Origin of the sequence: Cobetia sp. UCD-24C, assembly GCF_001306765.1 — a bacterium.
GTDB lineage: Bacteria > Pseudomonadota > Gammaproteobacteria > Pseudomonadales > Halomonadaceae > Cobetia > Cobetia amphilecti.
Genome location: NZ_LJTD01000001.1, coordinates 377300 through 402210 on the forward strand (window position 1 = coordinate 377300; position 24911 = coordinate 402210).

At 63.2% G+C, this 24911-nt stretch carries 27 protein-coding genes and 1 other RNA gene; 6 read left to right on the top strand and 22 right to left on the bottom strand.

Translation table 11 applies throughout. The features are described 5' to 3' along the window. Nucleotides 1-95: 95 nt before the first annotated feature. The 4 genes from ftsL to rsmI all read right to left on the bottom strand — a co-directional run bounded on the left by ftsL (nucleotide 96) and on the right by rsmI (nucleotide 3257). Nucleotides 96-416 carry a cell division protein FtsL gene (ftsL, locus tag AOG28_RS01580; RefSeq protein WP_043332508.1) on the bottom strand — a complete coding sequence of 107 codons (321 nt, stop codon included), beginning with the start codon at nucleotides 414-416 and terminating at the stop codon, nucleotides 96-98. Between the two features lie 250 nt (nucleotides 417-666). Further along, a complete protein-coding gene (gene rsmH / locus AOG28_RS01585) occupies nucleotides 667-1653 on the bottom strand; it encodes a 16S rRNA (cytosine(1402)-N(4))-methyltransferase RsmH (protein ID WP_054555089.1) in 987 nt (328 codons plus the stop codon). 285 nt (nucleotides 1654-1938) lie between these two features. Next, an RNA gene (gene rnpB / locus AOG28_RS02315) (RNase P RNA component class A) lies at nucleotides 1939-2291 on the bottom strand. 102 nt (nucleotides 2292-2393) lie between these two features. Next, nucleotides 2394-3257 (bottom strand): 16S rRNA (cytidine(1402)-2'-O)-methyltransferase, encoded by an 864-nt coding sequence (rsmI, locus tag AOG28_RS01590; RefSeq protein ID WP_054555090.1) that lies wholly within the window; start codon nucleotides 3255-3257, stop codon nucleotides 2394-2396. 196 nt (nucleotides 3258-3453) lie between these two features. On the opposite strand from rsmI, the gene AOG28_RS01595 reads away from it, so the two are divergent. The 4 genes from AOG28_RS01595 to AOG28_RS01610 are packed head-to-tail and all read left to right on the top strand — an operon-like array spanning nucleotide 3454 to nucleotide 6989. Further along, nucleotides 3454-5355 carry a penicillin-binding protein activator gene (locus AOG28_RS01595; protein ID WP_082388134.1) on the top strand — a complete coding sequence of 634 codons (1902 nt, stop codon included), beginning with the start codon at nucleotides 3454-3456 and terminating at the stop codon, nucleotides 5353-5355. A 1-nt stretch (nucleotide 5356) separates the two neighbouring features. After that, the gene (locus AOG28_RS01600) at nucleotides 5357-5758 is read left to right on the top strand and encodes a YraN family protein (RefSeq protein WP_054555091.1); all 402 of its coding nucleotides are present in this window, start codon (nucleotides 5357-5359) and stop codon (nucleotides 5756-5758) included. Between the two features lie 21 nt (nucleotides 5759-5779). Then, nucleotides 5780-6373 carry a phosphoheptose isomerase gene (locus tag AOG28_RS01605; RefSeq protein WP_043332512.1) on the top strand — a complete coding sequence of 198 codons (594 nt, stop codon included), beginning with the start codon at nucleotides 5780-5782 and terminating at the stop codon, nucleotides 6371-6373. A gap of 37 nt (nucleotides 6374-6410) precedes the next feature. Then, nucleotides 6411-6989: a BON domain-containing protein gene (locus AOG28_RS01610; RefSeq protein WP_054555092.1), complete on the top strand. Its 579-nt coding sequence runs from the start codon at nucleotides 6411-6413 to the stop codon at nucleotides 6987-6989. Nucleotides 6990-7174: 185 nt separating this feature from the next. On the opposite strand, the gene AOG28_RS01615 is transcribed toward AOG28_RS01610, so the two are convergent. The 8 genes from AOG28_RS01615 to zapE form a co-directional block, all read right to left on the bottom strand. After that, on the bottom strand, nucleotides 7175-7771 hold the full coding sequence (locus tag AOG28_RS01615; protein WP_054555093.1) for a ClpXP protease specificity-enhancing factor: 597 nt from the start codon (nucleotides 7769-7771) through the stop codon (nucleotides 7175-7177). Between the two features lie 167 nt (nucleotides 7772-7938). After that, a complete protein-coding gene (gene sspA, locus AOG28_RS01620) occupies nucleotides 7939-8565 on the bottom strand; it encodes a stringent starvation protein SspA (RefSeq protein WP_043332516.1) in 627 nt (208 codons plus the stop codon). 215 nt (nucleotides 8566-8780) lie between these two features. After that, nucleotides 8781-9581, bottom strand: a complete 801-nt coding sequence (locus tag AOG28_RS01625; RefSeq protein WP_054555094.1) for a cytochrome c1 — start codon at nucleotides 9579-9581, stop codon at nucleotides 8781-8783. A gap of 8 nt (nucleotides 9582-9589) precedes the next feature. Further along, the gene (locus AOG28_RS01630) at nucleotides 9590-10852 is read right to left on the bottom strand and encodes a cytochrome b (RefSeq protein WP_054555095.1); all 1263 of its coding nucleotides are present in this window, start codon (nucleotides 10850-10852) and stop codon (nucleotides 9590-9592) included. Beyond that, the gene (gene petA / locus AOG28_RS01635) at nucleotides 10852-11448 is read right to left on the bottom strand and encodes a ubiquinol-cytochrome c reductase iron-sulfur subunit (RefSeq protein WP_054555096.1); all 597 of its coding nucleotides are present in this window, start codon (nucleotides 11446-11448) and stop codon (nucleotides 10852-10854) included. Before petA ends, AOG28_RS01630 begins: the two co-directional genes overlap by 1 nt. Nucleotides 11449-11665: 217 nt before the next feature. Then, nucleotides 11666-12055 carry a 30S ribosomal protein S9 gene (gene rpsI, locus AOG28_RS01640; RefSeq protein WP_043332522.1) on the bottom strand — a complete coding sequence of 130 codons (390 nt, stop codon included), beginning with the start codon at nucleotides 12053-12055 and terminating at the stop codon, nucleotides 11666-11668. A gap of 13 nt (nucleotides 12056-12068) precedes the next feature. Beyond that, nucleotides 12069-12497, bottom strand: coding sequence for a 50S ribosomal protein L13 (gene rplM / locus AOG28_RS01645; protein ID WP_043332524.1), 429 nt, complete (start codon nucleotides 12495-12497; stop codon nucleotides 12069-12071). A gap of 251 nt (nucleotides 12498-12748) precedes the next feature. After that, a complete protein-coding gene (zapE, locus tag AOG28_RS01650) occupies nucleotides 12749-13906 on the bottom strand; it encodes a cell division protein ZapE (protein WP_054555097.1) in 1158 nt (385 codons plus the stop codon). A gap of 498 nt (nucleotides 13907-14404) precedes the next feature. Between zapE and AOG28_RS01655 the strand changes: the two genes are divergently transcribed. After that, complete coding sequence (locus tag AOG28_RS01655) at nucleotides 14405-14857, top strand: YhcB family protein (RefSeq protein ID WP_043332529.1); 453 nt, start codon at nucleotides 14405-14407, stop codon at nucleotides 14855-14857. Between the two features lie 106 nt (nucleotides 14858-14963). Here the strand turns inward: AOG28_RS01655 and AOG28_RS01660 are convergent, their stop codons facing one another. Further along, nucleotides 14964-15731 (bottom strand): Nif3-like dinuclear metal center hexameric protein, encoded by a 768-nt coding sequence (locus AOG28_RS01660; protein WP_054555098.1) that lies wholly within the window; start codon nucleotides 15729-15731, stop codon nucleotides 14964-14966. A gap of 186 nt (nucleotides 15732-15917) precedes the next feature. Here AOG28_RS01660 and AOG28_RS01665 point away from each other — a divergent pair, with 186 nt between their 5' ends. After that, on the top strand, nucleotides 15918-17234 hold the full coding sequence (locus AOG28_RS01665) for a S1C family serine protease (protein ID WP_054555099.1): 1317 nt from the start codon (nucleotides 15918-15920) through the stop codon (nucleotides 17232-17234). 110 nt (nucleotides 17235-17344) lie between these two features. On the opposite strand, the gene hisD is transcribed toward AOG28_RS01665, so the two are convergent. The 9 genes from hisD to AOG28_RS01710 form a co-directional block, all read right to left on the bottom strand. Next, nucleotides 17345-18649, bottom strand: a complete 1305-nt coding sequence (gene hisD / locus AOG28_RS01670; RefSeq protein WP_152965305.1) for a histidinol dehydrogenase — start codon at nucleotides 18647-18649, stop codon at nucleotides 17345-17347. Between the two features lie 225 nt (nucleotides 18650-18874). Further along, on the bottom strand, nucleotides 18875-19519 hold the full coding sequence (hisG, locus tag AOG28_RS01675) for an ATP phosphoribosyltransferase (protein WP_054555101.1): 645 nt from the start codon (nucleotides 19517-19519) through the stop codon (nucleotides 18875-18877). An 83-nt stretch (nucleotides 19520-19602) separates the two neighbouring features. Further along, on the bottom strand, nucleotides 19603-20868 hold the full coding sequence (gene murA, locus AOG28_RS01680) for a UDP-N-acetylglucosamine 1-carboxyvinyltransferase (RefSeq protein ID WP_043332539.1): 1266 nt from the start codon (nucleotides 20866-20868) through the stop codon (nucleotides 19603-19605). A gap of 12 nt (nucleotides 20869-20880) precedes the next feature. Then, entirely contained in the window at nucleotides 20881-21135 is a 255-nt protein-coding gene (locus tag AOG28_RS01685; RefSeq protein WP_043332541.1) for a BolA family protein, read from the bottom strand. 223 nt (nucleotides 21136-21358) lie between these two features. Next, nucleotides 21359-21730 carry an STAS domain-containing protein gene (locus tag AOG28_RS01690; RefSeq protein WP_054555102.1) on the bottom strand — a complete coding sequence of 124 codons (372 nt, stop codon included), beginning with the start codon at nucleotides 21728-21730 and terminating at the stop codon, nucleotides 21359-21361. Between the two features lie 14 nt (nucleotides 21731-21744). Next, on the bottom strand, nucleotides 21745-22407 hold the full coding sequence (locus AOG28_RS01695) for an MlaC/ttg2D family ABC transporter substrate-binding protein (RefSeq protein ID WP_043332543.1): 663 nt from the start codon (nucleotides 22405-22407) through the stop codon (nucleotides 21745-21747). Nucleotides 22408-22561: 154 nt separating this feature from the next. Beyond that, the gene (gene mlaD / locus AOG28_RS01700; RefSeq protein ID WP_043332545.1) at nucleotides 22562-23026 is read right to left on the bottom strand and encodes an outer membrane lipid asymmetry maintenance protein MlaD; all 465 of its coding nucleotides are present in this window, start codon (nucleotides 23024-23026) and stop codon (nucleotides 22562-22564) included. Continuing rightward, nucleotides 23026-23826 (bottom strand): lipid asymmetry maintenance ABC transporter permease subunit MlaE, encoded by an 801-nt coding sequence (gene mlaE / locus AOG28_RS01705; RefSeq protein ID WP_043332547.1) that lies wholly within the window; start codon nucleotides 23824-23826, stop codon nucleotides 23026-23028. Before mlaE ends, mlaD begins: the two co-directional genes overlap by 1 nt. After that, complete coding sequence (locus AOG28_RS01710; RefSeq protein ID WP_082388135.1) at nucleotides 23823-24743, bottom strand: ABC transporter ATP-binding protein; 921 nt, start codon at nucleotides 24741-24743, stop codon at nucleotides 23823-23825. Before AOG28_RS01710 ends, mlaE begins: the two co-directional genes overlap by 4 nt. Between the last annotated feature and the right edge of the window lie 168 nt (nucleotides 24744-24911).

Here is a 24911-nt window from a genome sequence, read left to right on the forward strand (position 1 = left end):
GGCACCGCTGGCGGCCTTGGGACGAGCGGGCGCCTCAGCGCCGGCGGCTTTGCGCGGGTTGCGCGGGCGAGACGAAGGCGGGCGACGCGTGGCCATCAGCGAATGACCTCGACATCGTGGACATCCGGGACGCGCATCTCGAGTCGCTCGATGCTGATGCTTTCGATACGCGCCGGTGCCGACCAGGCGCTTTCTTCCAGCAACAGGCGGCCCCAGCGTGCACGCGCATCATCGCGCGCCGCTTCCAGCTTCTGCAGCTGGGCATATTGGCCGCGCGAGAGGTGGGAGCTGATCACGACAGCAGCGGCAGAGCCGAGCAGACTGAGCATCAGCACCGCGAAACACAGGTGACGCCAACGCATCTGCACCTTTATCGGCCAGTTACCCGTCCAGCCATCCTGTCTCCGTCCCGCCATGCCGACTCCCTAATCACTCTGAACGTGATGCCCCGCATCACGAATATCCTTGCAGACTGCCAACGTGCAGGCGCGATGTTCGCTCACTTGTTTGAAGCGCCCGGCGCATTATGTCAGCAAGTGGCGTTAGCCGCTAAGAGTTGCAGCACGGCAACACTTGTGTCGTCCTTTCACCACAGCCCACTTGCGCGCGCGCCTGCCGGTAGGCAGGCGCAGAAAGAGGCACGATTCCCCGGAGGGAGCACTGACGCTATTTGAGCTTTTCGGCAATGCGCATCACGGCACTGCGCGAACGGACATTGGCATCGACTTCGCTTTGCGAGGCCTTCTGCGCCTTGCCCACCAGTTTGAGACGCTTGTTGAGCTGGTCTTCGCGGATCGGCATGCCACGCGGCGCCTGATCCCCCCGCGCCTTGTCACGCATGAAGCGCTTGACGATGCGGTCTTCCAGCGAGTGGAAGCTGATCACGACCAGACGACCGCCTGGCTTGAGCGCCTCGAGACCGGCATCCAGCGCGCGGGTCAGCTCATCCAGCTCACCATTGATGTGGATGCGGATCGCCTGGAAGACACGCGTCGCCGGGTGCTTGTGCTTCTCCCAGTTGGGGTGGGCATCCTTGATCAGGCTGGCGAAGTCGCCGGTGCGCGTGATGGGGCGCTCGGCGCGACGCTCCACCACGGCGCGTGCCAGGCGCTTGGCATAACGCTCTTCACCATAGGTCTTGAAGACCCAGGCCATGTCCTCGGCGCTGGCGCGCGACAGCCACTCGGCGGCGCTCTCGCCACTTGTGGGGTCCATGCGCATGTCCAGCGGGCCATCATTCATGAAGCTGAAGCCACGCTCGGCATCATCCAGCTGCGGGGATGACACGCCGATGTCGAGCAGGATGCCATCCAGCTGGCCATGCACGCCCTCACGCTCGGCATATTCGCCAAGACGCGCGAATTCACCGGCATGGATACTGAAGCGCTCGTCATCGATGGTCGCGGCTTCCGCCAGCGCCTGGGGGTCACGATCACAGGCGATCAGACGCCCCTCGGGCGCCAGACGCGACAGAATCAGACGCGAATGGCCACCGCGACCGAAGGTGCCGTCGAAGTAGACGCCGGCCGTGTCCTGAATCAGGCCATCGACCGCGCCGTCGAGCATGACACTGACATGCGCGAAGCGATCAGCCACTTCGACGGACTCGGTATCGGCAGACTCGGTAACGGAAGGAGCGCTGGGCTTGGACATGATGAAACTCTGGACCTTGGCACGCGATGCGAGCAGTGAAAGCCGGTGGCAAAGGGCACCGACAGCATAAGAGCGGAAACAGCGCCTGCGTGCAGCAGGCAAGCGGCTGAAACACGAATTCAAGTGCCATAACCGACAACCGGCGCCTGTCACGGCAGCGTGTTCGTTGCCATCCAACTGCAATGGTCATTCACGAAACACGCAGCGGACGGCGCCGGTCATGCGAATTCAAGGTGTGCTGCCATCGCTCGCATCGCGAAAGCTGGCAGCACACTGACGTTATAAGGCGGGAGATGGCCGATAAGCCGGGTCTTGTCGTGGACAGTCATTCATCTAGGCCCTGAATCACTTCAGGGCTCAAGCAACCAACCCGCCCCCACTGCGGGCAGCAGCATAGGGGGCCTATTTGGTCTTGCTCCAGGTGGGGTTTACCTCGCCGCGAACTGTTGCCAGCCGCGCGGTGCGCTCTTACCGCACCCTTTCACCCTTACCGGTCAGCCGAAGCTGACGTAGGCGGTCTTCTCTCTGCTGCACTTGCCGTCGGCTCGCGCCGCCCAGACGTTATCTGGCACCTTGCCCTATGGAGCCCGGACTTTCCTCCCCCAGCTTGCGCTGGCGGCGACTGTCTGGCCGTCTCCCAAGCGCGCAAGACTACCAGTGTCATGGGCCTTTCACAAGACGAAGCCCGCGCAGGCCGAACAATGGCAGCGGCAAAAAAGTCTGGCATGACAGAGGTTTGCTTATTCCTCTGCCGCGTCCTTCATGGCTTGCGCCTTGGCATACCAGGCTTTCTTGCGCCCGCCCACCAGACGCGTGGCGATGGCGGCCATCTGCTTGACGCCGACGCCCTCCTCGAACAGCACCTGCAACAGGGCGTCGCCTTCGACACTGGCTGCCTCGTCGCCGTCACGTGCTGGCGCTCCTTCGATCATGACCACGAACTCACCGCGGGTCTGATCACTGTCAGCGTCCATCTGCGCCAGCAGCTCGGCCGCCGTGCCATCGAGGAAGGTCTCGAAGGTCTTGGTCAGCTCACGGGCCAGCACGACCCGGCGCTCGCCCAGCACCTGGCGGATATCGCCGAGCAGCGCCTGGATGCGGTGCGGAGATTCATACAGCACATGGGTGGCGCTATCGTCGCGCAGCGCGGCAAGGCGCGCCTGACGCGGGCCACCCTTGTGGGCCAGAAAGCCCTCGAAGGTGAAGCGATCCGTCGGCAGGCCCGCCGCGCTGAGGGCGGTGATCAACGCGCACGGCCCCGGCAGCGGCACTACCTTGAAGCCACGCTCGCGCAGGGCGCGCACGACGATGAAGCCAGGATCGGAGATCAGCGGCGTGCCGGCATCGGAGACCAGCGCGACGCGTCGGCCTGCCTTCAGCGCCTGACACAGCTGGTCGACACGGCCACGTTCGTTGTGATCGTGCAGGGACATCATGGGCACTTCCAGGCCCAGGTGACGCAGCAACCGCGCGCTGTGGCGGGTATCCTCGGCTGCGATCAGGTCCACTTCTCCCAGCACCCGCGCGGCGCGGGGACTGAGATCATCGAGGTTACCAATCGGCGTGGCGACCACGTACAATACGCCTTCAGAAGACTCGGACATTCAATGCTTCGACTCGTTGAACTCAATGGTAGAAATGGTCGTCAGACACAGGCAGATTGCCTTGGGACATTTCATCCGAAGGACGCTGCATGCGTGGCCCTGATCGACCGAGTGCCATGATGCCTTTCACCCTTCATCACAGTAGGCGGCGATGCAGTCCTGACCACATCGCCCATCAGCCAAGGGACCGTCGTACATGCGCCAGACATGGAATCGTGCATCAGCCAATACGCTGGGCACTTCGTCAGCCATCCGGCAGGAGGCCGCGCGCCGTTCACGTTCCGGCCTGCGCACGCTGGCGGGCCTCGCCGCCTCCGCCCTGCTGCTGGCAGGGTGTGCCGGCCAGTCACCGCTTTCCAGCGGCCCCGGGGCCGATGCCCTGCTCGCTCAGGCCGAGCAGCAACAGGGTCAGCAAGCGGCCAGTACGCGCCTGCAAGCTGCGGACATCCTAGCACGCAGCGGCGACAACGCGCAGGCGATCACCATCGCATCCGACATCGACCCGACAAGCCTCGAGCCGCAGGAGCGCGTGCAATGGGCCCTGCTGCTGTCGCGTATCGCGCTTGAGCAGCAGGACGGCTGGAACACGATCCTGGCCACCTCGGTGCTCGAGGACAACATCCAGATGTCCGGCGATGACCAGCGCACACTGCGCAAGCGTCGCGGCCTGGCACTCGGCATGGTCGGCGAACCCCTGGCCAGTGCCCAGACCCTGATCGCCCTGCAGGCCGACAGCGATGACCTGAGCATCAACGACACCCTGTGGGAGCAGCTCACGCGCCTCTCGCCCAGTCAGCTCAATGAGCTGGCCAGTGCCAGCCCCACCGCCAGTGGCTGGACGGACCTGCTGCGTCTGCAGCGTCGCTTCGGTGGCAACATCGACCAGATGTTCTCCGCCATCAACGACTGGTCGGACGCCAACCCGCAGCATCCCGCCGCACGCCAGATGCCGCAGGGCATTCTCGACCTGCGCGAGCTCTCCGGCCAGGAAGTGCGCAAGATTGCCGTCTTCCTGCCCGAGTCCGGCTCGCTCAAGCGGATCGCCCAGGCCATCCGTGAAGGCATCGAGGCGCGCCATCGCAGCGCCATCGACAATGCCGAGGCCACCCCGCAGCTGAGCTTCTATGACACCTCGAGCGCAGACCTCAAGACCCTGTATGCCCGTGCCACCATGGATGGCGCCCAGGTCGTGCTCGGCCCGCTGGACAAGAAGCTGGTCAGCCAGCTCGAGACCCAGAACAGCCTGCCGCTGCCGACACTGGCCCTCAACTACGGCACCCATGACAGCAACCGTGCCGACAACCTGTTCCAGTACGGCCTGTCCGCCGAGGACGAAGCCCGCCAGGTCGCCATGCGCGCCGCACTCGACGGCCATCGTGGCGCCGCTGCGCTGGTGCCCAACAATGCCTGGGGTCAGCGCGTCTACAGCGCCTTCCGCGACCGCTTCGAGCAGGAAGGCGGCGACATCGTCTCCGTCGAGCGCTACAACCCCAAGGGCGCCGTCAGCTCAGCCGTCAAGGACCTGCTGTCGGTCTCGAGCCAGGATCAGGCGCGCATGAAGTCCGCCAAGAAATCCGGCAGCAAATACGGCCGCGCGCACTCCGGCAACATCGACATGATCTTCCTGCTGGCGCTGCCGAGCTATGCGCGTCAGGTGCCGCCGATGCTGGACTTCTACTATGCGGGCGACCTGCCGATCTACGGCACCTCCCATCTCTATGACGGCGCACCGCAGCCCGATCAGGATGGCGACCTCAATGGCGTCGACTTCGTGGACATTCCCTGGGAAGTGCCGGAGGCCTCCTCCGGCGGCAAGGCGTCCCTGCCGGAAGTCGACACCTACCGCGCCCTGTCCGATGCTTCACCGCGCATGCTCAAGCTCAACGCCATGGGGGTCGATGCCTATCGTCTGGCCCAGCGCGTACCGCTGATGCTGGCCGGTGCGGGCGGCGAACTCTTCGGCGCCACCGGCAGCCTCTTCCCGCGCCACGATGGCCGCATCGAGCGCACGCTGCCCTGGGCTGAATTCAGAGGTGGCGTACCGCGTCCGCCACTGAAAGGCGCCAACAGCCGCACCGTCGAAGCCTACACGCCCTGACATGACACGCGCCGACTCACCCTCTGGCAAGGCGCACCCGCCTCCCCAGCGTCGCGCCCGAGCGCGCGGCGCCGTCATCGAGGCGGAGGTAGAACAATGGCTGACAGCGCGTGGCCTGACACCCGTCACGCGCAACCAGCATGCCAAGGGCGGCGAGATCGATCTGATCATGCGAGACGCCGAGACCCTGGTCTTCATCGAGGTGCGCTACCGGGCCAACTCCCGCTTCGGCAGCGCACTGGAAAGCGTGACCCATACCAAGCAACGCCGGCTGATCACTGCCGCGCGTTTTTATCTGGCCCAGCACGGGCTATCATGTTCCTGCCGCTTCGACGTGGTAGGCGTGGAGGGGACCTCCCCTCGTTCCATTCACTGGATTCGCCACGCCTTCGAAGCGTTCTGAAGCCAACGACCAAGAGCCATCATGGATTTCCAATCGCGTATTCTCGGCCACTTCAACGCCAGCATTGACACCAAGACCTACGCCAGCGAAGTGCTGCCGCCCTTCATCGAAGCGGCCAGCCAGATGATGGTCCAGAGCCTGGTCAATGACGGCAAGATCCTGGCCTGCGGCAACGGCGGCAGCGCCGGCGACAGCCAGCATTTCTCCTCCGAGCTGCTCAACCGCTTCGAGCGTGAGCGCCCGAGCCTGCCGGCCATCGCGCTGACCACCGACACCTCCACGCTGACGTCCATCGCCAACGACTACAGCTACAACGAGGTGTTCTCCAAGCAGATCCGCGCCCTGGGTCAGCCCGGCGACATCCTGCTGGCCATCTCCACCAGCGGCAACTCCGCCAACGTGGTGCAGGCCATCCAGGCGGCTCACGACCGTGACATGCGCGTCGTCGCCTTGACCGGCCGCGACGGTGGCGACATGGCGTCACTGCTGGGCAGCGAAGACTGCGAGATTCGTGTTCCCGCCACCTCTACGGCACGCATCCAGGAAGTCCATCTGCTGGCCATCCACTGCCTGTGCGACCTGATTGATCATCAGCTGTTCGGCAGCAACGAGTAATCCGCGCGCCCCACGGCATTCACCAGGAGAAAACGGCATGACGCCCAAGAATCTGCTTTCCCTCATGGCCACCGCCGGCTTCCTGACGCTAGCCGGCTGCACCACCGTCGCCGACCTGACCAACAGCGGCCCGATCGACGAAGACTATGGCGATCGCACCCTGGGCGCCCAGGTGGAAGACGAGAGCATCGAGACCAAGATCGAGGTCAATCTCGGCAAGACCGATGCCCGCTTCAATGATGCCCACGTCAACGTGAACTCCTACAACGGCATGGTGCTGCTGACCGGCCAGGTCGCCAGCGACGAGCTGAAGCAGAAGGCCACGGACATCGCCAAGGACGTGCGTCGCGTGCGCCAGGTGCACAATGCGCTGGAAATCAGCGCCAATGCCCCGGCCAGCCAACGCGTGCAGGACACCTGGCTGACCACGCGCGTCAAGGCCACGCTGGCGGCGGATGCCAACATCGACTCCGGTCGCATCCTGGTACTCACCGAGAATGCCAGCGTCTACCTGATGGGTATCGTGACCCGCGCCGAAGCCGACCAGATCGTCAGCAAGGTCTCTGAAGTCGGCGGCATCCAGCGTATCGCCAAGGTCTTCGAGTACCTCGACTGATCGAGGCGGCGCGCTTGCATGCCAGACATGCAACAAAGTGCCTGAACGAAAAGTGCCCTGAACGAAACGCACCCAGAATGAAAAATGCCCCGCAGGCTTCGGCCTGCGGGGCATTTTTCATGATAGGAGCGACATCAAGCGGACAATGGCCAACCCTCATCCATCGCCCCCACCTGCCGACATGATTACTTGATCACGCGCAGCGAAGGACGACCCTTGCGCGGCGGCTTGGGCTGATCATTATCATCAGCCCCCTGCTCGTCACTGGCCGAGTCGGACGCCTGCTCTTCATCGGCGACTTCGGCATCAGCGCCTGAGCCTGGCTCGACGGACGCACCCGCTGATTCCGAGGCAGGCACCTCTTCCTCGGCAGGCGCACTGCCGACACTGGCCAGCGTCGGGCGCGCTGCGGCGGCCGGCTCGGCATCTGGCGCGGCTTCACCGAATGTCATCTCATCGGCACCCGGCATCACCGGCTCGTGACCGAAGACCATACCGACACCGTTTTCACGCGAATACAGTGCGACCAGGGCCGCCGTCGGCACGCTGACGTGCATCGGCTGACCACCGAAGCGGGCATTGAAGCTGACCCCTTCATTGGCGATCAACAGATCACGCACCGCACCGGGTGCGATATTGAGCACGATCTGGCCGTTCTGGACGTGTTGACGCGGCACCTGGACACCTTCCTGCTCGGCGTCCACCACGATGTACGGCGTATTGTCGTTATCCAGCAGCCACTCGTAGAGTGCGCGTGCCAGATAAGGGCGACTGGAAAGCATGGGAAAACCTCTTGAACTGCAATGAGTGTCAGCGACGACCGAAGTCCATTCCGCCAACGGGCCAACGCCCCGCACATCGCTCACATCCATCATCCACAGACTGATGAGCGAAGACGAAAGCCCGAATGCGTGACCGATCGATCAGTGACCGAAGGATCACGCACGGATCAGATGCGCATCTCGCGCTCGGCCTCGGACAGCGACGCCTTGAAGGCATCACGCCCGAACAACCGCTCCATGTAGGTCAGCAGCGGCTTGACCTGCTTCTCCGGCAGCTCGATTCCCAGTGTCGGCAAGCGCCACAGGATCGGGGCAATGCAGGTGTCCACCAGCGAGAACTCGTCGCTCATGAAGAACGGCATGTCGTCGAAGATCGGGGAAATGCCGATCAGGCTTTCACGCAATTCCTTGCGCGCCTTGTCGGCTTCCTTCTTGGTGCCTGTCTGGATGGTTTCCATCATCGGCACCCATTCGCGCTCGATGCGATGCATCCACAGACGGCTCTGGGCGCGCGCCACCGGATACACCGGCAACAGCGGCGGATGCGGGAAACGCTCGTCCAGATATTCCATCATGACCTTGGACTCGTAGAGCACCAGGTCGCGATCCAGCAGCGTCGGCACACTGTTGTACGGGTTCAGGTCGGCCAGTTCGGCCGGACGGCTGTCATCATCCACATCAATGATATCGACTGCCACACCCTTCTCGGCCAGCACGATCCGTACACGGTGGCTGAAGTGGTCGTCACCACCGGAGTAGAAGGTCATCGATGAACGCTTGGCCACAACACCCATGAAACTGTCCTCGCATCTGTTCGAGACATGCCCGTGTCAGCTTTTGGCCTGACAAACGGGGATAAGTTTCCTCTGGCCTGCCCTTGTCACAACAGGCCCTGCCAGAGGGTCAGCCTGCGCCACCTCAAGGCGACGCAAGCGGGCGCGCGACTGATCAGCCGCGCGCCCGTCACTGCCGGCTCGCCATTATCACTGAGACCCCGCCCCGGGGGCCATCAATGAATGTCGCGCCAGTATTCCTTCTTGAGAAGATACGCCAGCAAGGTAAAGATCAGAATGAATATTAACACCTTGGGGGCCATGCTCTCAGCCTTGAGTCGCGAAGGCTCGCCGACATAGGCCAGAAAATTGGTCAGATCCCACATCGCTTGATCAAACTCCCCTGCCGTCATGCTGCCAGGCTGGGTGATCTCTAGAATATCACAGGACGCATAACGCCCCGTGTCGGGATCCATTTCCGCCCCCGCTACCGCCAGGTCACTCTGTCCACAGACCTTTTCCTGCACGCCCTGCAGCGACTCCAGCACATGCGGCATGCCGACCTGGGGGAAGACCGCATTGTTCACGCCCCACGGACGTGACGCATCGCGATAGAAGCTCTTCAGATAGGTGTAGATCCAGTCAGTGCCGCGCAGACGCGCCTCGAGCGACAGATCCGGTGGCGGCGTGCCGAACCAGCCGGCCGCATCTTCTTTCTGCATGCCTGTGCGCATGGTGTCATTGATCTTGAGCGCTGGCGAGAGAATCAGATATTGCTCGACCAGGTCCTCGGGCATCCCCAGGTCCTCTGCAGCACGCGAGTAACGCTGATACTGCAGACTATGACAGCCGAGGCAGTAGTTGGTGTAAAGCTGCATGCCTCGCTGCAGCGAGGGCTGATCGTGCAGATCCGGCTCCATCGTCTCCAGCGGCACCGCGCTGCTCGCCCCGCTCACCATGCCCGACCCCATCAGGCTCACTACGGCCAGCAACCCTGCTGCCAGCCCGCGTTTGAGCCACTCCCTTGACCCACTCATCAGCGCGCTCATCGGCCCGTCACCCTGTCAGGCACCGCTCGCGTCGTCTCGAAGCGCGTATACAGCGGCATCAATATGAAGAAGGCGAAATATGCCACGGTCGCCAGCTGCGCGATGATCGTGCGCTCCTGCGTGGGCGGCATCACCCCCAACACGCCCAGCGTCACGAAACTCACCACGAAGATGACGATGGCGATACGCGACAGCCAGCCCTTGTAGCGGATCGAGCGTACCGCCGAGCGATCGAGCCACGGCAGCACGAACAGGATGGCGATCGCCAGCCCCATGACCACAACGCCCCAGAACTTGGCATCCACGCCGAACAGCGGGTAATTGACCGCGCGCAACATGGCGTAGAACGGCGTGAAGTACCACACCGGCGCGATGTGCTCGGGCGTCTTCAGCGAATTGGCCGGCTCGAAGTTCGGCGTCTCCAGGAAGTAGCCGCCGCCTTCAGGGAAGTAGAAGATCACCGCACAGAACACGAACAGGAAGACGCCGACGCCGACGAGGTCCTTCACCGTGTAATAGGGATGGAAGGGAATGCCCTCCAGCGGCTGCCCCGCCTCATCCTTCCTGTCCTTGATCTCGATGCCATCGGGGTTGTTCGAGCCCACCTCGTGCAGTGCTACCAGATGCAGCACCACCAGCCCGACGATCACCAGCGGCAAGGCGATGACATGCAGCGCAAAGAAGCGGTTCAGGGTGATTCCCGAGATCAGGTAGTCGCCACGAATCATCTGCGCCAGGTCTGCCCCGATGACCGGAATCGCCGTGAACAGCGAGATGATCACCTGCGCCCCCCAGTAGGACATCTGCCCCCAGGGCAGCAGATAGCCCATGAAGGCCTCAGCCATCAGCGCCAGATAGATGCACATGCCGAAGATCCATACCAGCTCGCGAGGCGCACGATAGGAGCCATACAGCAGGCCACGGAACATGTGTAGATAGATGACCACGAAGAAGGCCGAGGCGCCGGTGGAATGCATGTAACGGATCAGCCAGCCGTACTCCACATCGCGCATGATGTACTCGATGGAGGCAAAGGCCTCCTCGGCACTCGGTGTATAGCTCATCGTCAGCCAGATGCCGGTCAATATCTGATTGACCAGCACCAGCAAGGCCAGCGAGCCGAAGAAGTAGAAGAAGTTGAAATTCTTCGGCGCGTAGTAGCCGGTCAGATGGTCCTGCAGAAACTGGGTGGCCGGCAGGCGGTCATCGATCCAGCGCATGATGCCGCGTGGCGCCTTGGCACGGTTTGGATTCCCCATCAGGCAGCCTCCTCATCGACACCCACCACCAGCACCTGCTCACTCTCGTAGCGATGCGGCGGAACCTCCAGATTCGAAGGCGCCGGCACACCGGTGAAGACTCGCCCAGCGAGATCGAACTTGGACCCATGACAGGCACACAGATAGCCGCCCGGCCAGTCCGCGCCGAGATCCGCCGCGCCGATCTCGGGACGATAGCCAGGCGAGCAGCCCAGGTGCGTGCAGATACCCACCAACACCACATATTCCGGCTTGATGGAGCGCAGCACGGCATCGACATATAGGGGCTGCTGGGGACGCAGTGACTCGGGGTCCTGCAGCTCTGCGGGGGGAATGGCGCGGATATCGGCGATCATCTCGGGGGTGCGACGCACCACCCACACCGGTTTGCCGCGCCATTCGATGGTCATCTGCTGGCCGGGTGCCAGCCGCGAGATATCCGCCGTGACAGGCGCGCCTGCCGCACGGGCACGCGCACTTGGCTGCCAGGACGCCAGGAAGGGCGTTGCGATACCGACCACCCCTACCGCCCCGACCACGGTGGTTGCGCTGACGAGGAAGCGGCGTCGCCCTCGGTTCACAGCTTGATCTGACATTTTATTGTTATCTCCCAAACACTACCGCTTGATGCTGGGCCATCCACTTGCCGAGCACTTGATGCTTGCTTGTATTAAAGGGCAAGAACAGAGCGCTCACAACTCAAGAAAGCCACCTTGACCAAAGCCGCTTTCGTCAATCGTGCAGCGAGACCGCAAAAAAAACGTCCAGCACCCTTGCGGGCACTGGACGTTCTTGTGGTCGACGCGAGTTCTCTTAACGCTTGGAGAACTGCGGACGACGACGGGCCTTGCGCAGGCCGACTTTCTTACGCTCGACTTCACGGGCGTCACGAGTGACGTAACCGGCGGCGCGGAGGGCCGGACGGAAGTCTTCGTTGTAAGCCATCAGGGCACGAGTGATGCCGTGACGGATAGCGCCGGCTTGAGCAGAACCACCACCACCAGCAACAGTGACGTAGACGTCGAACTGTTCGGTAGTTTCGGTCAGCTCGAGCGGCTGACGGACAACCATGCGGCCTGTCACACGACCGAAGTAGTCGTTCAGATCACGCTGGTTGACGGTGATTTTGCCGGTGCCCGGCTTCAGGAAGACGCGCGCGGTAGAAGTCTTGCGGCGCCCGGTACCGTAGTGCTGCTGTGTCATGGCGATGCTTCCCTCAGATGTTCAGTTCTTGCGGCTGCTGCGCAGCGTGCGGATGCTCGGAGCCAGCATAGACTTTCAGCTTGGACTGCATGGCACGACCCAGCGGGCCCTTCGGCAGCATGCCCTTGACAGCCAGTTCGATCACGCGCTCAGGCTTGTGCTCGATCATCTGGTTGAAGTTCATGGAGCGCAGGCCGCCCGGGTAACCGGTGTGACGGTAGTAGGTCTTGGCTTCTGCCTTGCGACCAGTCACAGCGACTTTCTCGGCATTGATGACGACGATGTAATCGCCAGTATCAACGTGCGGAGTGTACTCGGCTTTATGCTTGCCGCGCAGGCGACGAGCAATTTCGGTAGCCATACGGCCCAGCGTCTTGCCGGCTGCGTCGACGACGAACCAGTCACGCTGGACGGACTGCGGCTTAGCAGTAAACGTCTTCATGGATGAATCACCTATAGTCGGGTCTTGCACTTGTGTGCGCGACCAATCCCTATTTTTCTTGGTTGTCCGACGTCTGGCAGCGAGCGGCGTGCTGCTTGCGCAGTCACTGACCTCCCATCTCCAGACTGCCCTCGCCCATCAGGAGTGAATGACTCAGGATGGCTCGAGAACCGGTCAACAGTTCGAGCGAGCGCGCATTGTACATGTCATGCCCGCCTACCACAAAGGCTATTTTGCCCTTGCCGCGGGTCTCACGGCTTGTGCGGCAGCGCGAGATACTCACGCGATTGCATTTCCTGCAGACGTGACAGCGTGCGCTGGAATTCGAAATCCAGATTGCCGCCGGTATAGAGGTCCTCGACGGGCGTCGCGGCACTCATCAGCAGCTTGACGCCACGGTCATAGAACTCATCGACCATGTTGATGAAACGACGCACCTGGTCGTCGCTGTCGCGCCCCATCTGCGGCACCTCGGACACCAGCACGGTGTGGAACTCACGCGCCAGCTCGATGTAGTCATTCTGGCTACGCGGGCCATCACACAGCTCATCGAAGTGGAACCACACCACGTCTTCATGGCGACGCAGGGCGTGCAGCACGCGATGATTGATGCTCAGACCTTCATCGGCATGGCCTTCGGCACCGGCGATGGAGCGGAATTCCCGCGCCAGCCGCGCGGCACTGTTGTCGCCCAGCGGGCTATGGAAGAGCTCGGCGTGCTCCAGCGCGCGCAGGCGGTAGTCGATGCCGGAATCGACGTTGACCACCGTGCAGTGACGCTTGACCAGGTCGATCGCCGGCAGGAAGCGCGCCCGCTGCAGGCCGTCCTTGTAGAGATCATCCGGCACGATGTTGGAGGTCGCGACCAGCACCACGCCCTGCTTGAACAGCTCTTCGAACAGGGTGGCGAGAATCATCGCATCGGTGATGTCCTTGACGAAGAATTCGTCAAAGCAGATCACGCGCGCCTCGACGGCGAACTTGGCCGCCACCAGAGTCAACGGGTTCTTCTCGCCCTTGTAGTGACCGAGCTCATTGTGGACACGCTGCATGAAACGATGGAAGTGCGTGCGCATCTTGTCGGCAAACGGCAGGCTCTCGTAGAAGGTATCGACGAGATAGGTCTTGCCGCGCCCCACGCCGCCCCAGAAGTAGAGGCCCATGATCTCGGGCGCTTCATCGACAGGCGCCGTGCGTGACGGCTTGCCGAACAGACGACGCACCTTGGAGCCCAGCCCGCCGCCACCCGTCGCGTCGGACACCTTGTCGGGCGTCTGGCGCGGCGTGCGCACGAGGTCGTCGTAGAGACGCTGCAGATGGCGGACCGCATCTTCCTGGGCGGCATCGTAGGCAAAGTCATCACGCTTGAGGTCTGCCTGGTACTTCTCGAGAGGCGTCGGTGCTGGCATTGAGAAACCCGCTGCAGGTCAGGCGCTACGGACTGGCGCACGCCTGACATGAAAGGAACAAGATCACGCCTGACCCGACACGGCGGGCAGGCAAGGACGAAATTGCGCGGCATTATACGCCTTGATGGCCACTTTACCCACTCACCGGCCAGCAATCGGCTGCGCGACGTGGCTTTCGCCGCGCGCATTGCTCGCAAGGCGTGAGCTGGCATCCGCCCACACCCCGCCGGCTGCGCCGACAGGCGACCAAGGTCGCGCGCCGCGTGAATTGACGCATCGCTGCACCACACCGATATAATGGCGCGTGGACGCTTTTGAAACGCAAGCGGCACGACAGACTGACGCAAGAAGGACAGCGGCAAGCGGCGCTGACCTGCTGGACACCAGACCGATCCCGAGATCGGCGTGATGGAACATCATTGAATACCGGCATCGTATCTCAGCGCTACCATGCCCCAGCGGTGACGATCACCGCAGTCGTGACACAAGGAGAGCGACGTGAACGAGAGCAACATTGACTGGATCCTGGCCATTGCCTGTTTTCTGGCTGGCATCGGTATCGGCGCCTTGTGCTACCACCTGCTGAATGCCAATGTGGCCCGCAATCAGAAGACCCGCCAGAAGCTGGCTGAGCGCGAGCTGGAGCTGACCCAGTTCCGCGATGCCCTCAACGACCACTTCTCCAAGGCCAGCGACCTGACCGACCAGATCCAGCGTGCCGGCAATGAGCTGCGCCAGCATCTGGCCACTGGCGCCACCGCGCTGTGCGATGACAGCCAGCTCAAGCGCCGCCTGCTGGACACTGACACCACGCCGGACGACAGCGAGACCGACAAGGTCGACCTGCCGCGTGATTACGCCGACAACCGTGGCACCCTGTCAGAGGACTTCGGCCTCAAGCCGCAACCGAGTGAAGGCGAGACACCGGCCACCAACCCGCCGCGTATCTGATCGCCCTGCTGTCGTGAACCTCTCACGGCATCTGAAAACGACAGCGACAACGACAACGACAACGGCCACCTCTCGAGGTGGCCGTTGTCGTTTCCGGCATCAGATGTCACGCCGGGTTGTCGATATCCACGAAGCGGTGCTCCACGCCATGTTCGGTGGCCAGCCACTCGCCGAGGGCCCGCACACCGTCACGCTCGGTCGCATGATGGCCCGCCGCGAAGTAGGTCACTCCCTCTTCGCGGGCGCTATGCGTGGTGCGCTCGGAGATCTCGCCCGAGAGGAAGGCATCGACACCGGCCTCGATGGCCAGACCGATATAGTCCTGAGCGCCGCCGGTGCACCAGGCAATGCGCTTGATGGGGCGATCATGACCGGCCACGACCAGCACCTCACGCCCGAGACGCCGGCTGAACTCGGCCCCCAGCGCGGTGCTGTCCAGCCCTTCCACCTCAGCGGCCAGACGCCCGACATGCACCAGACCACGTCCGGGCACGCCATCCAGACAGCCTTCACTGACCAGCCCCAGACGCTCGGCCAGCTGGGCATTGTTGCCAAGTGTCGGATGCGCATCCAACGGCAGGTGATAGGCCGCCAGATTGATGTCATTGGCCAGCAAGGTCTTGAGGCGCCGACGTTTCATACCGGTGATCTGGGCCGGCTCGTTCTTCCAGAAGTAGCCGTGATGCACCAGCACCAGGTCCGCCTGCCAGGCGAGCGCCTCATCGAGCAGCGCCTGACTGGCCGTCACGCCGGTCATCACGCGGCGCACCTCACGGCGCCCCTCCACCTGCAAGCCATTGACGGTATAGTCCTTGAAGGCCTGCGCCTCCAGACAGCCATCCAGCGCCTTCATCAGCGTGTCACGATCAGCCATTGGGCCTCCAGCAGTCAGAGTCATCGAGTGTTACACTGGCGAGCATTGTAACGGCGCATCGGCGCCATGTAAGCGTGTCGCGCCTTGACCGGGGCCATCCCTTCGCGTGGCACGTGGATCTTCAGGCTATTCATCTTCATGTCCGCAGCATCGCGTCGGTGCGCGGACTTTTTATCAGGTAATCCGATGCCCCGTTCTCTTCGCAGCACACTGCTCCCGCTACTGTGGCCCGTCGTCACCGGCGTCCTGCTGGCCGTCGTCGTGCTGGATCACTTTCCGACGCTGGGCCTGGGCGAACCCGCCCCGCAGCAGAACGAGCAGGCAGGCAACACCCCCTACCCGAGCCCGTCACAGAACTCTGCCGCCAATCAGCAGGTGCTGCCGCCTCCGAGCCTGACGCTGTCAGCGGCGCAGCGCGAAGAGTCGGCAGACCCGGTACTGCGTGAAGCACCGCCGCTGCAACGCAACAGCGGCCCGGCCAGCTATCAGGCCGCGGTGGACGCCGCCGCCCCGGCGGTGGTCAATATCTACTCCTCGCGCGAGATCAAGGACGACAGCAAGCATCCGCTGATGTCCGACCCCTTCTTCAACCAGTTCTACGGGGAAGACGCCCTGCGCAGCCAGCGCATGCTGTCGAGCCTGGGCTCTGGGGTCATTCTCTCCAGTGACGGCTATATCCTGACCAACAACCACGTCATCCAGGGCGCCGACCAGATTCAGGTCGCCCTGCGCGATGGCCGCGAGACATTCGCCAAGGTCGTGGGTGTGGACCCGGAATCCGACCTCGCGGCGCTCAAGATCGACCTCGACAACCTGCCCACCGTGGCGATCGCCGATTCCACCCAGGTCCACGTCGGCGATGTCTCGCTGGCGATCGGCAACCCCTTCGGAGTCGGCCAGACGGTCACCATGGGCATCATCTCGGCCACCGGACGCAACCATCTTGGCCTGAACGCCTATGAAGACTTCATCCAGACCGATGCCGCGATCAATCCCGGCAACTCCGGCGGCGCGCTGATCAACACCGACGGCTCACTGGTCGGCATCAATACCGCCATCTATTCGCGCTCCGGCGGCTCGCAGGGCATCGGCTTCGCCATCCCCGCCAACCTGGCGCGCGACATCCTCGAATCGCTGGTCGACCACGGTCGCGTGATTCGAGGCTGGCTGGGCCTGGAAGTGCAGGAGCTGACGCCGTCGCTGGCGCACTCCTTCGGCCTGAGCGCCCCGCAAGGCGTGGTGGTGGCCGCCGTGCTGCGTGATGGCCCTGCCGCGCGTGCCGGCCTGCGACCGGGGGATATCCTGACCGCCATCGGCGGCAAGCGCCTGCTGGATGCTCGCCTGGCCATGGCCGACATCGCCGCCGTCAAACCCGGCAATGCGCTGGAGTTGCGCCTGCTGCGTGACGGCAAGACGCTGGACATCGACGTCAAGGTCGGCGAGCGCCCGATTCCCGACAACACACCGGCGGCCGTCGAGCCGTCCCTGCAGGACAAGGGCTGAGGCGGGACATCGGCGCAACGCCTTGGGCAGACCCCCGCCCCATGATGACAAGAAGCCCCGCGACGGAGACCGTCGCGGGGCTTTTTTTACTGACCAGGCAAGGCTCAGGCTCAGTCGAGAATGCGATTCTCGGCACTGCGCGCATGCGCCGTCAGTGACTCGCCACGCGCCAGCACCGAGGCAGTACGCCCGAGCACCGAAGCACCTTCCGGCGAGCACTGGATCAGCGAGGAGCGCTTCTGGAAGTCATAGACGCCCAGCGGCGAGGAGAAGCGCGCGGTGCCGGAGGTCGGCAGCACGTGATTCGGCCCGGCGCAGTAATCACCCAGCGCCTCGGAGGTGTGCGAGCCCATGAAGATGGCGCCGGCGTGACGCACGCCCTCGACCCACTCCTCGGGATTCGCCACCGAGAGCTCCAGGTGCTCCGGCGCGATGCGGTTGGTCAGCTCCAGCGCCTGCTCCGGCCCGCTGACACGAATCAGGGCACCGCGCTCACGCAGCGAGGTCAGGATGATCTCGGCACGCTCCATGGTAGGCGCCAGGCGCTCGATGGCGGCCTCGACGGCGGCCAGATGCTCGTCATCCCACCCGATCAGGATCGCCTGGGCATCTTCGTCGTGCTCGGCCTGGGAGAACAGGTCCATCGCCAGCCAATCCGGGTCGGTCACGCCATCGCTGACCACCAGAATCTCGGACGGCCCGGCGATCATGTCGATACCGACCTGACCGAACACCGCACGCTTGGCAGTCGCCACGTAGATGTTGCCGGGGCCGACGATCTTGTCGACGCGCGGCACGGTCTCGGTGCCATAGGCCAGTGCCGCCACGGCCTGGGCGCCGCCGATGGTGAAGACACGATCGATACCCGCCAGGTGCGCCGCGGCCAGCACCAGCTCATTGACCACGCCGTCCGGCGTCGGCACGACCATGATGATCTCGCGCACGCCCGCGACATGCGCCGGAATCGCGTTCATCAGCACGGAAGACGGATAGGCCGCCTTGCCGCCCGGCACGTAGATCCCGGCGCGGTCCAGCGGCGTGACCTTCTGGCCCAGCAGGCTGCCGTGCTCGTCCTTGAAGGACCAGCTTTCCGGCTTCTGATGCTCGTGATAGACACGCACACGCTCGGCAGCCACGGCCAGCGCCTCGCGCTGATCCGCCGGCAGGTCGGCATAGGCCTTGGCCAGACGCTCGGCACCGATGACCAGCTCGGCCATGCTCGAGACATTCAGGCGGTCGAAGCGGTTGGAGAACTCCACCAGCGCCGCATCGCCTTCCTGCTTGACGCGAGCGAGGATGTCGGTGACACGATGCTGAACCTCGGCATCGGACACGCCCTCCCATGACAGCAAGCGGTCCAGGCGGGCAGTAAAATCGGTATCACGGCTATCAAGCCGGTTGATCAAGGTATCCATGCGAACCTCTTTTCTCATTGCTTGGCAGAGAAGGCTGAACCGGACGGGCTCCGTCCAGCGCCTGCCCGCATCATCTTGATAAGCATCGTGATGAACTCTTGATGAGCACCGCGACGATCATCGTGACGAGCAGGGGCGGCAGCTGGCGTTTCGAGAGTCATCTTCTGCCACGGTCATCTATGCGACCTTGGGTATCCATCGGGTCGATGCGACAGCGCGCCGCCATCACGCCTCGCGGCGGGCTTCCACGGCCTGACGCAGGCGATCGATCAGCGGCTTGAGGCGATCGTGCTTCATGGTCATGGAGGCCTTGTTGACCACCAGACGCGTGCTGATGTCGGTGATCAGCTCGCGCGGCTCCATGCCGTTGGCGCGCAGGGTGTTGCCGGTGTCGACGATATCGACGATCTCGTCGGCCAGATTCATCAACGGGGCCAGTTCCATCGCGCCGTAGAGCTTGATGACTTCGGCCTGGATACCCTGCTCGGCGTAATAGCGACGCGCGACATCGACGAACTTGGTCGCGACACGGCGGCGAGCGCCCTGCTGCTGCTGACCGACGACACCGGCGGTCATCAGGCGACACTTGGCGATTTCCAGGTCCAGCGGCTCGTACAGGCCTTCGGCACCATGCTCGAGCAGCACGTCCTTGCCGGCGATGCCGAGATCGGCGGCACCCAGCTGCACGTAGGTCGGCACGTCGGTGGCACGGATGATGACCAGCTTGACGTCCGGCAGATTGGTATCGAAGAGCAGCTTGCGGCTCTTGTCGAGATCTTCCAGCGGCTCGATGCCAGCGTCAGCCAGCAGCGGCAGGGTTTCCTTGAGGATACGCCCCTTGGAGAGGGCGACGACCAGTTGCTTGCTCATGGGGTATTCGCCCGTGCTTGTACGTAGGAATTCGGCACGCGCTGCCGGTCAATCAAGGCCGACAGCGCGAGGTGGGGCACTGATCAGCCGGCGGAGCGACGGATGATCACGTTCAGCCCGGACAGCTTCTCTTCGATGCACTCGTAACCGCGGTCGATGTGGTAGATGCGGTCGACCATGGTCTCGCCGTCGGCGACGATCGCCGCGATCACCAGCGAGGCAGAGGCGCGCAGGTCCGTCGCCATCACCGGCGCGCCGGACAGGCGCTCGGTGCCGGTCACGACTGCGGTGTTGCCCTCGAGCGCGATGTGGGCACCCATGCGGTTGAGCTCCTGCACGTGCATGAAGCGGTTCTCGAAGATGGTCTCGATCACGGTGCTGGTGCCTTCCGCGACCGCATTCATCGCCACGAACTGGGCCTGCATGTCGGTGGGGAATGCCGGGTACGGCGCCGTGCGGATATTGACTGCCTTCGGGCGCTTGCCGTGCATGTCAAGCTCGATCCAGTCATCACCGGTGGTGATGGTGGCACCGGCCTCTTCCAGCTTGGCCAGTACGGCGTCCAGGGTATCGGCACGCGTACGCGTGACACGCACCTTGCCGCGCGAGGCGGCCGCCGCGACCAGGAAGGTACCGGTCTCGATGCGGTCCGGCATGACGGAGTATTCACAACCGTGCAGCTTCTCGACACCGTCGATGACGATGGTGTCGGAGCCCTGGCCCGTGATCCTGGCGCCCATGGCGATCAGACACTCGGCCAGATCGACGACTTCCGGCTCACGCGCGGCGTTTTCCAGCACGGTGCGGCCATCGGCCAGGGTCGCGGCCATCAGCAGGTTCTCGGTGCCGGTGACGGTCACGACGTCAAAGACGATGCGCGCGCCCTTCAGGCGGCCACCCGGTGCCTTGGCGCGGATGTAGCCATTCTCGACCGTGATCTCGGCCCCCATCGCCTCCAGGCCACGGATGTGCAGATCCACCGGACGCGAGCCGATGGCGCAGCCACCCGGCAGCGAGACTTCGGCACTGCCGAAGTGCGCCAGCAGCGGGCCCAGCACCAGAATCGAGGCACGCATCTTCTTGACCAGGTCATAGGGCGCGTGACAATGCTCGACCTTGGAGCCATCCAGCTGCACGGTCATGTTGTCGCCCATCACCGGCTCGACGCCCATGCGTCCGAGCAGCTCGAGGCTGGTCGTGATGTCCTGCAGATGCGGCAGGTTGCTGATGGTCACGGGACCTTCCGACAGCAGCGTGGCTGCCAGAATGGGCAGTGCCGAATTCTTGGCGCCGCTGGCCCAGACTTCCCCGTTGACCGGCCCGTTGCCAGTGATGATCAGCTTATCCATGAAATGTTCCGGTCAACCCTGAGCGTTGCCGGCGGCAGCTTCGAACTGCGCCGGGGTATAGGTACGAATGCTGATGGCATGCAGCGCGCCAGAGCGGATCTCGTCATTGAGTGCGGAGTAGACCAGCTGCTGGGCCTTGACGCGGCTCAGCTCGGCAAAGACATCCCCCACGGCGACGACCTGGAAATTGCAGCCCTCACCCTGGATATGAAAATCGACGTTCTCGATACGAGCCTCGAGCAGGGCCTTGACATCATTCGGTTGCATGACGGGCGGTGACTCCTTCGCGGTACATGTCGGGATCGTGGCAGGGAATCCTTGCGCGACGATCGATGCGATATGACCGCACATGGTAATCAAAAGCGCGCGGGAACGCGATTGGCAGTCAATCGCTGCCTCCACGTTGCCGCGCGCATGAATGGCGATACGGACAAGCCTCGAGCCTCCAGCAGAGCGGTGCGGCCTGACAGACGGTCAGGCCGCCGCTGACTCAGGACGTCTCGAGTGACAGCGGGGGCTCTGCGCTGATCTCGGCGACATTCAGCCCCGGCAGCAGGTTTTCCAGTCCGGAGACTGCCGCCAGTCGGCTCAATGCGGGAGACAGCGCGAGGTGAGCGACATGCCCACCATGCTCCGCCAGATGGCGCTGCCACTCGAGCAGTACGCTCAGGGTGGCAGTACTGGCGCTATCCACGCCGCACAGATCGATGGAAACCCCATCCTCGCGGCGCCCCAGCCATTTCCTGCCGGAATCCGCCAGCTCTGCGGCATTGTCGAAATCCGGCTGGCCACTCAGGCTCAGCCGTGCGTCACCGGCTTCCAGCGTGACGCCCTCGCGATCGAAGAGAGTTTTCATGGTCATGGCGACGACAGGGCTCAGCTGTTGCCCTGATCCCCCTCACCCTTCTCGAGGTCGACATCCGGCTGCCAGCCCTTGATGACGGCATCGATGTCGCGGCCGTTGTCACGCATGGCCTGGTCGAACTGGTTGCGGAAGGTCAGGCCCAGGTTGACGCCATTGACGATCACGTTGACCACTTTCCATTCGTCGTTGCGCAGACGCATGGAATAGGCCACCGGGTAGACCTTGCCCTTGGTATCGACCACGTCCATGTAGACGGTGTCCTGGTCTTCATAGCGACGCTCGCCTTCGCTGTCCTTCACGTCCAGCCTGGCGTAATCGAAGCTCACCAGACCCTTGGCATAGGTGCCGATCAGGGTGTCATGGAAGACCTTGGAAAATTCGGTGCGCTGCTCAGGAGAAGCGCCCTTGAAGTACTTGCCCATCACGCTGGCGGCGATGTAGCGATAATCCACCACCGGCTTCAGCGCGGAATCCACCAGGGTTTCCAGCTCGTCGACGTTGTCCTTGTAGTAGCTCTCGCGGCTATCGATCTTGGTGGTCAGGCCCTCGACCGTGTCGCGTAGCAGCACGTCCGGCTCCTGCGGGGCGGCCATGGCCAGCGGGCTCAGCGCCATCAGGGCGGACAGGCTCAGCACGCTCAACGGACGAATCAGCTTCTTGAGGCTAGAGGTCATCAGGGTTGCTCCTTGAAAATGTACATCGTGCTCGAACGTGAAACCGCAGGCACCGAGTCAGGTCTTCCGGTGCATCACATGCGTGCACCGGGTGCCTGCACTGCGATGAACAGCGCATCGAATATCAATACTTCGAATATCAACGCTTCGAGAATCAGCTCTTCGAAAAATTGGACACGAACTGCTGGATCAACTCTTCCAGCACCAGTGCAGACTGGGTATCGCGAATGGTATCGCCGTCCTCCAGCACGTCCGGGTCTCCCCCGGTACTCAGGCCGATGTACTGCTCGCCCAGCAGGCCGGACGTCAGGATGGCGGCGGTGGTGTCCTTGCTCAGCTTGCCACGCAGGCTGCTGTCGAGCTTCATCGTGACACGGGCATCAAACCACTTCGGGTCCAGCTCGATCTTCTCGACGCTGCCGACGGCAACACCTGCCATCGTGACCTTTGACCGCGCCTTGAGGCTTCCGATCCCTGAGAAGTTGGCATTGAGCACGAAGGTGTCATCGGCCTGCTGGAACGTGACGCCACTGACACGCAGCCCCAGGAAGACCATTCCCAGGAAACCAGCGAGTATGAACAGGCCCACGCCGAACTCGAGCATGCGGGTACGTTTCATCAAATCTCTCCGAACATGACGGCCGTGAGGACAAAGTCGAGTCCCAGCACCGCCAAAGATGAATAAACCACGGTACGTGTGGTGGCGCGCGAAATGCCTTCCGAGGTCGGGATCAGGTCATAGCCCTGGAAGACGGCGATCCAGCTGACCACCAGCCCGAAGACCAGTGACTTGATGACGCCGTTCATGACATCACCGATGAAATCGACGTTCGACTGCATGCTGCTCCAGTAGGCGCCCTCGTAGATGCCCAGCCAGTCGACCCCCACCAGCTTGCCGCCCCAGATGCCGACGACACTGAAGCCGATGGTCAGCAGCGGCAGCGAGACAAAACCGGCCCACAGGCGCGGCGCAACGATGCGCTTGAGCGGATCGACGCCGATCATCTCCATGCTGGTCAACTGCTCGGTGGCCTTCATCAGGCCGATCTCCGCCGTCAGCGCCGATCCCGCGCGCCCGGCAAACAGCAAGGCCGCGACCACAGGCGCCAGCTCACGCAGCAGTGACAGCGACACCATCTGCCCCAGCGCCTCCTCGGCACCAAAACCGACCAGAATGGTGTAGCCCTGCAGCGCCAGCACCATGCCGATGAACAGCCCCGAGACCAGTACGATGGCCAGTGACAGCACACCGACGAAGTGCATCTGCCGCACCCACAGGCCGATGCCCTCACGGGACGGAATGCCGATACCGGCCTGTACCAGCAGCATGCCGGCACGCCCGATGGCCGCGATCACGTCGATGCTGCTGCGGCCCAGTGACGTGATGGCCCCGAGCGGGCCACGATTCAGACCACTCATGACTCTCTCCTGCGGGTTGCCGATTCGCGACCATCGAGAATGTCGCCGGCGAAGTCCGGGGCGGGGTAATGGAAGGGCACCGGGCCATCCGGCTTGCCGTGGATGAACTGGGCCACGCGCGGGTCCGATTCGGCGTTCAGCGCCTCAGGGGTACCCTGCGCCATCACCTTGCCATCGGCGATCACATAGACGTAATCGGCGATGGTCAGCGTTTCCTTGATGTCGTGCGAGACCACCAGCGCCGTCATGCCCAACGCATCATTGAGGCGACGGATCAGATTGACCAGCACGCCCATCGAGATGGGGTCCTGTCCGGCAAAGGGCTCGTCGTACATGATGAGGTCCGGGTCCAGCGCAATGGCTCGCGCCAGTGCGACACGCCGCGTCATGCCGCCGGAGAGTTCGGCCGGCATCAATTCACGCGCGCCGCGCAGCCCGACGGACTCGAGCTTGATCAGCACGATGTCACGAATCATCGCATCGGGGAGATCGGTGTGGACGCGCAGCGGGAAGGCGACGTTCTCGAACACGCTCAGATCGGAGAACAGGGCACCGCTCTGAAACAGCATGCCCATGCGACGGCGCATGCGAAACAGCTCGCGCCGCGACAGGCCATGCACGTGCAAGCCGGCGATCTCGACGCGCCCCGCCGAGGGCGTCAACTGGCCGCCGATCAACTTGAGCAGTGTCGTCTTGCCGGTACCGGAAGGCCCCATGATGGCGGTTATCTTGCCGCGCGGGATCTTGAGGTCGATGCCGGAGAATATCTCGCGTTCTCCACGGGTGAACCGCAGGCCTTCGACACGAATCAGGGCGTCATCGAGATTGATCTCGCCTGCCGCGCCGCGTGAAGAAGCCTGCGCATCCTGGCCGTCCGCACCCGTCCGGGTTGCGGTCTGACCGGGCAAATCAGTCATAGAAGCATCCGCTGTGAGGGACCTTCGCCGTGACGAGCCACACGCAGTCGGCTCGCGAACAGGTCGAATGTCCGAGTCATGGGATCCAAGGATCAAGTTAGTTAGCGAACATCGTATCCGAACCCACCCCTGTGCCGCCAGTCTCATCAAGGCAACAGAGCCGTGCCG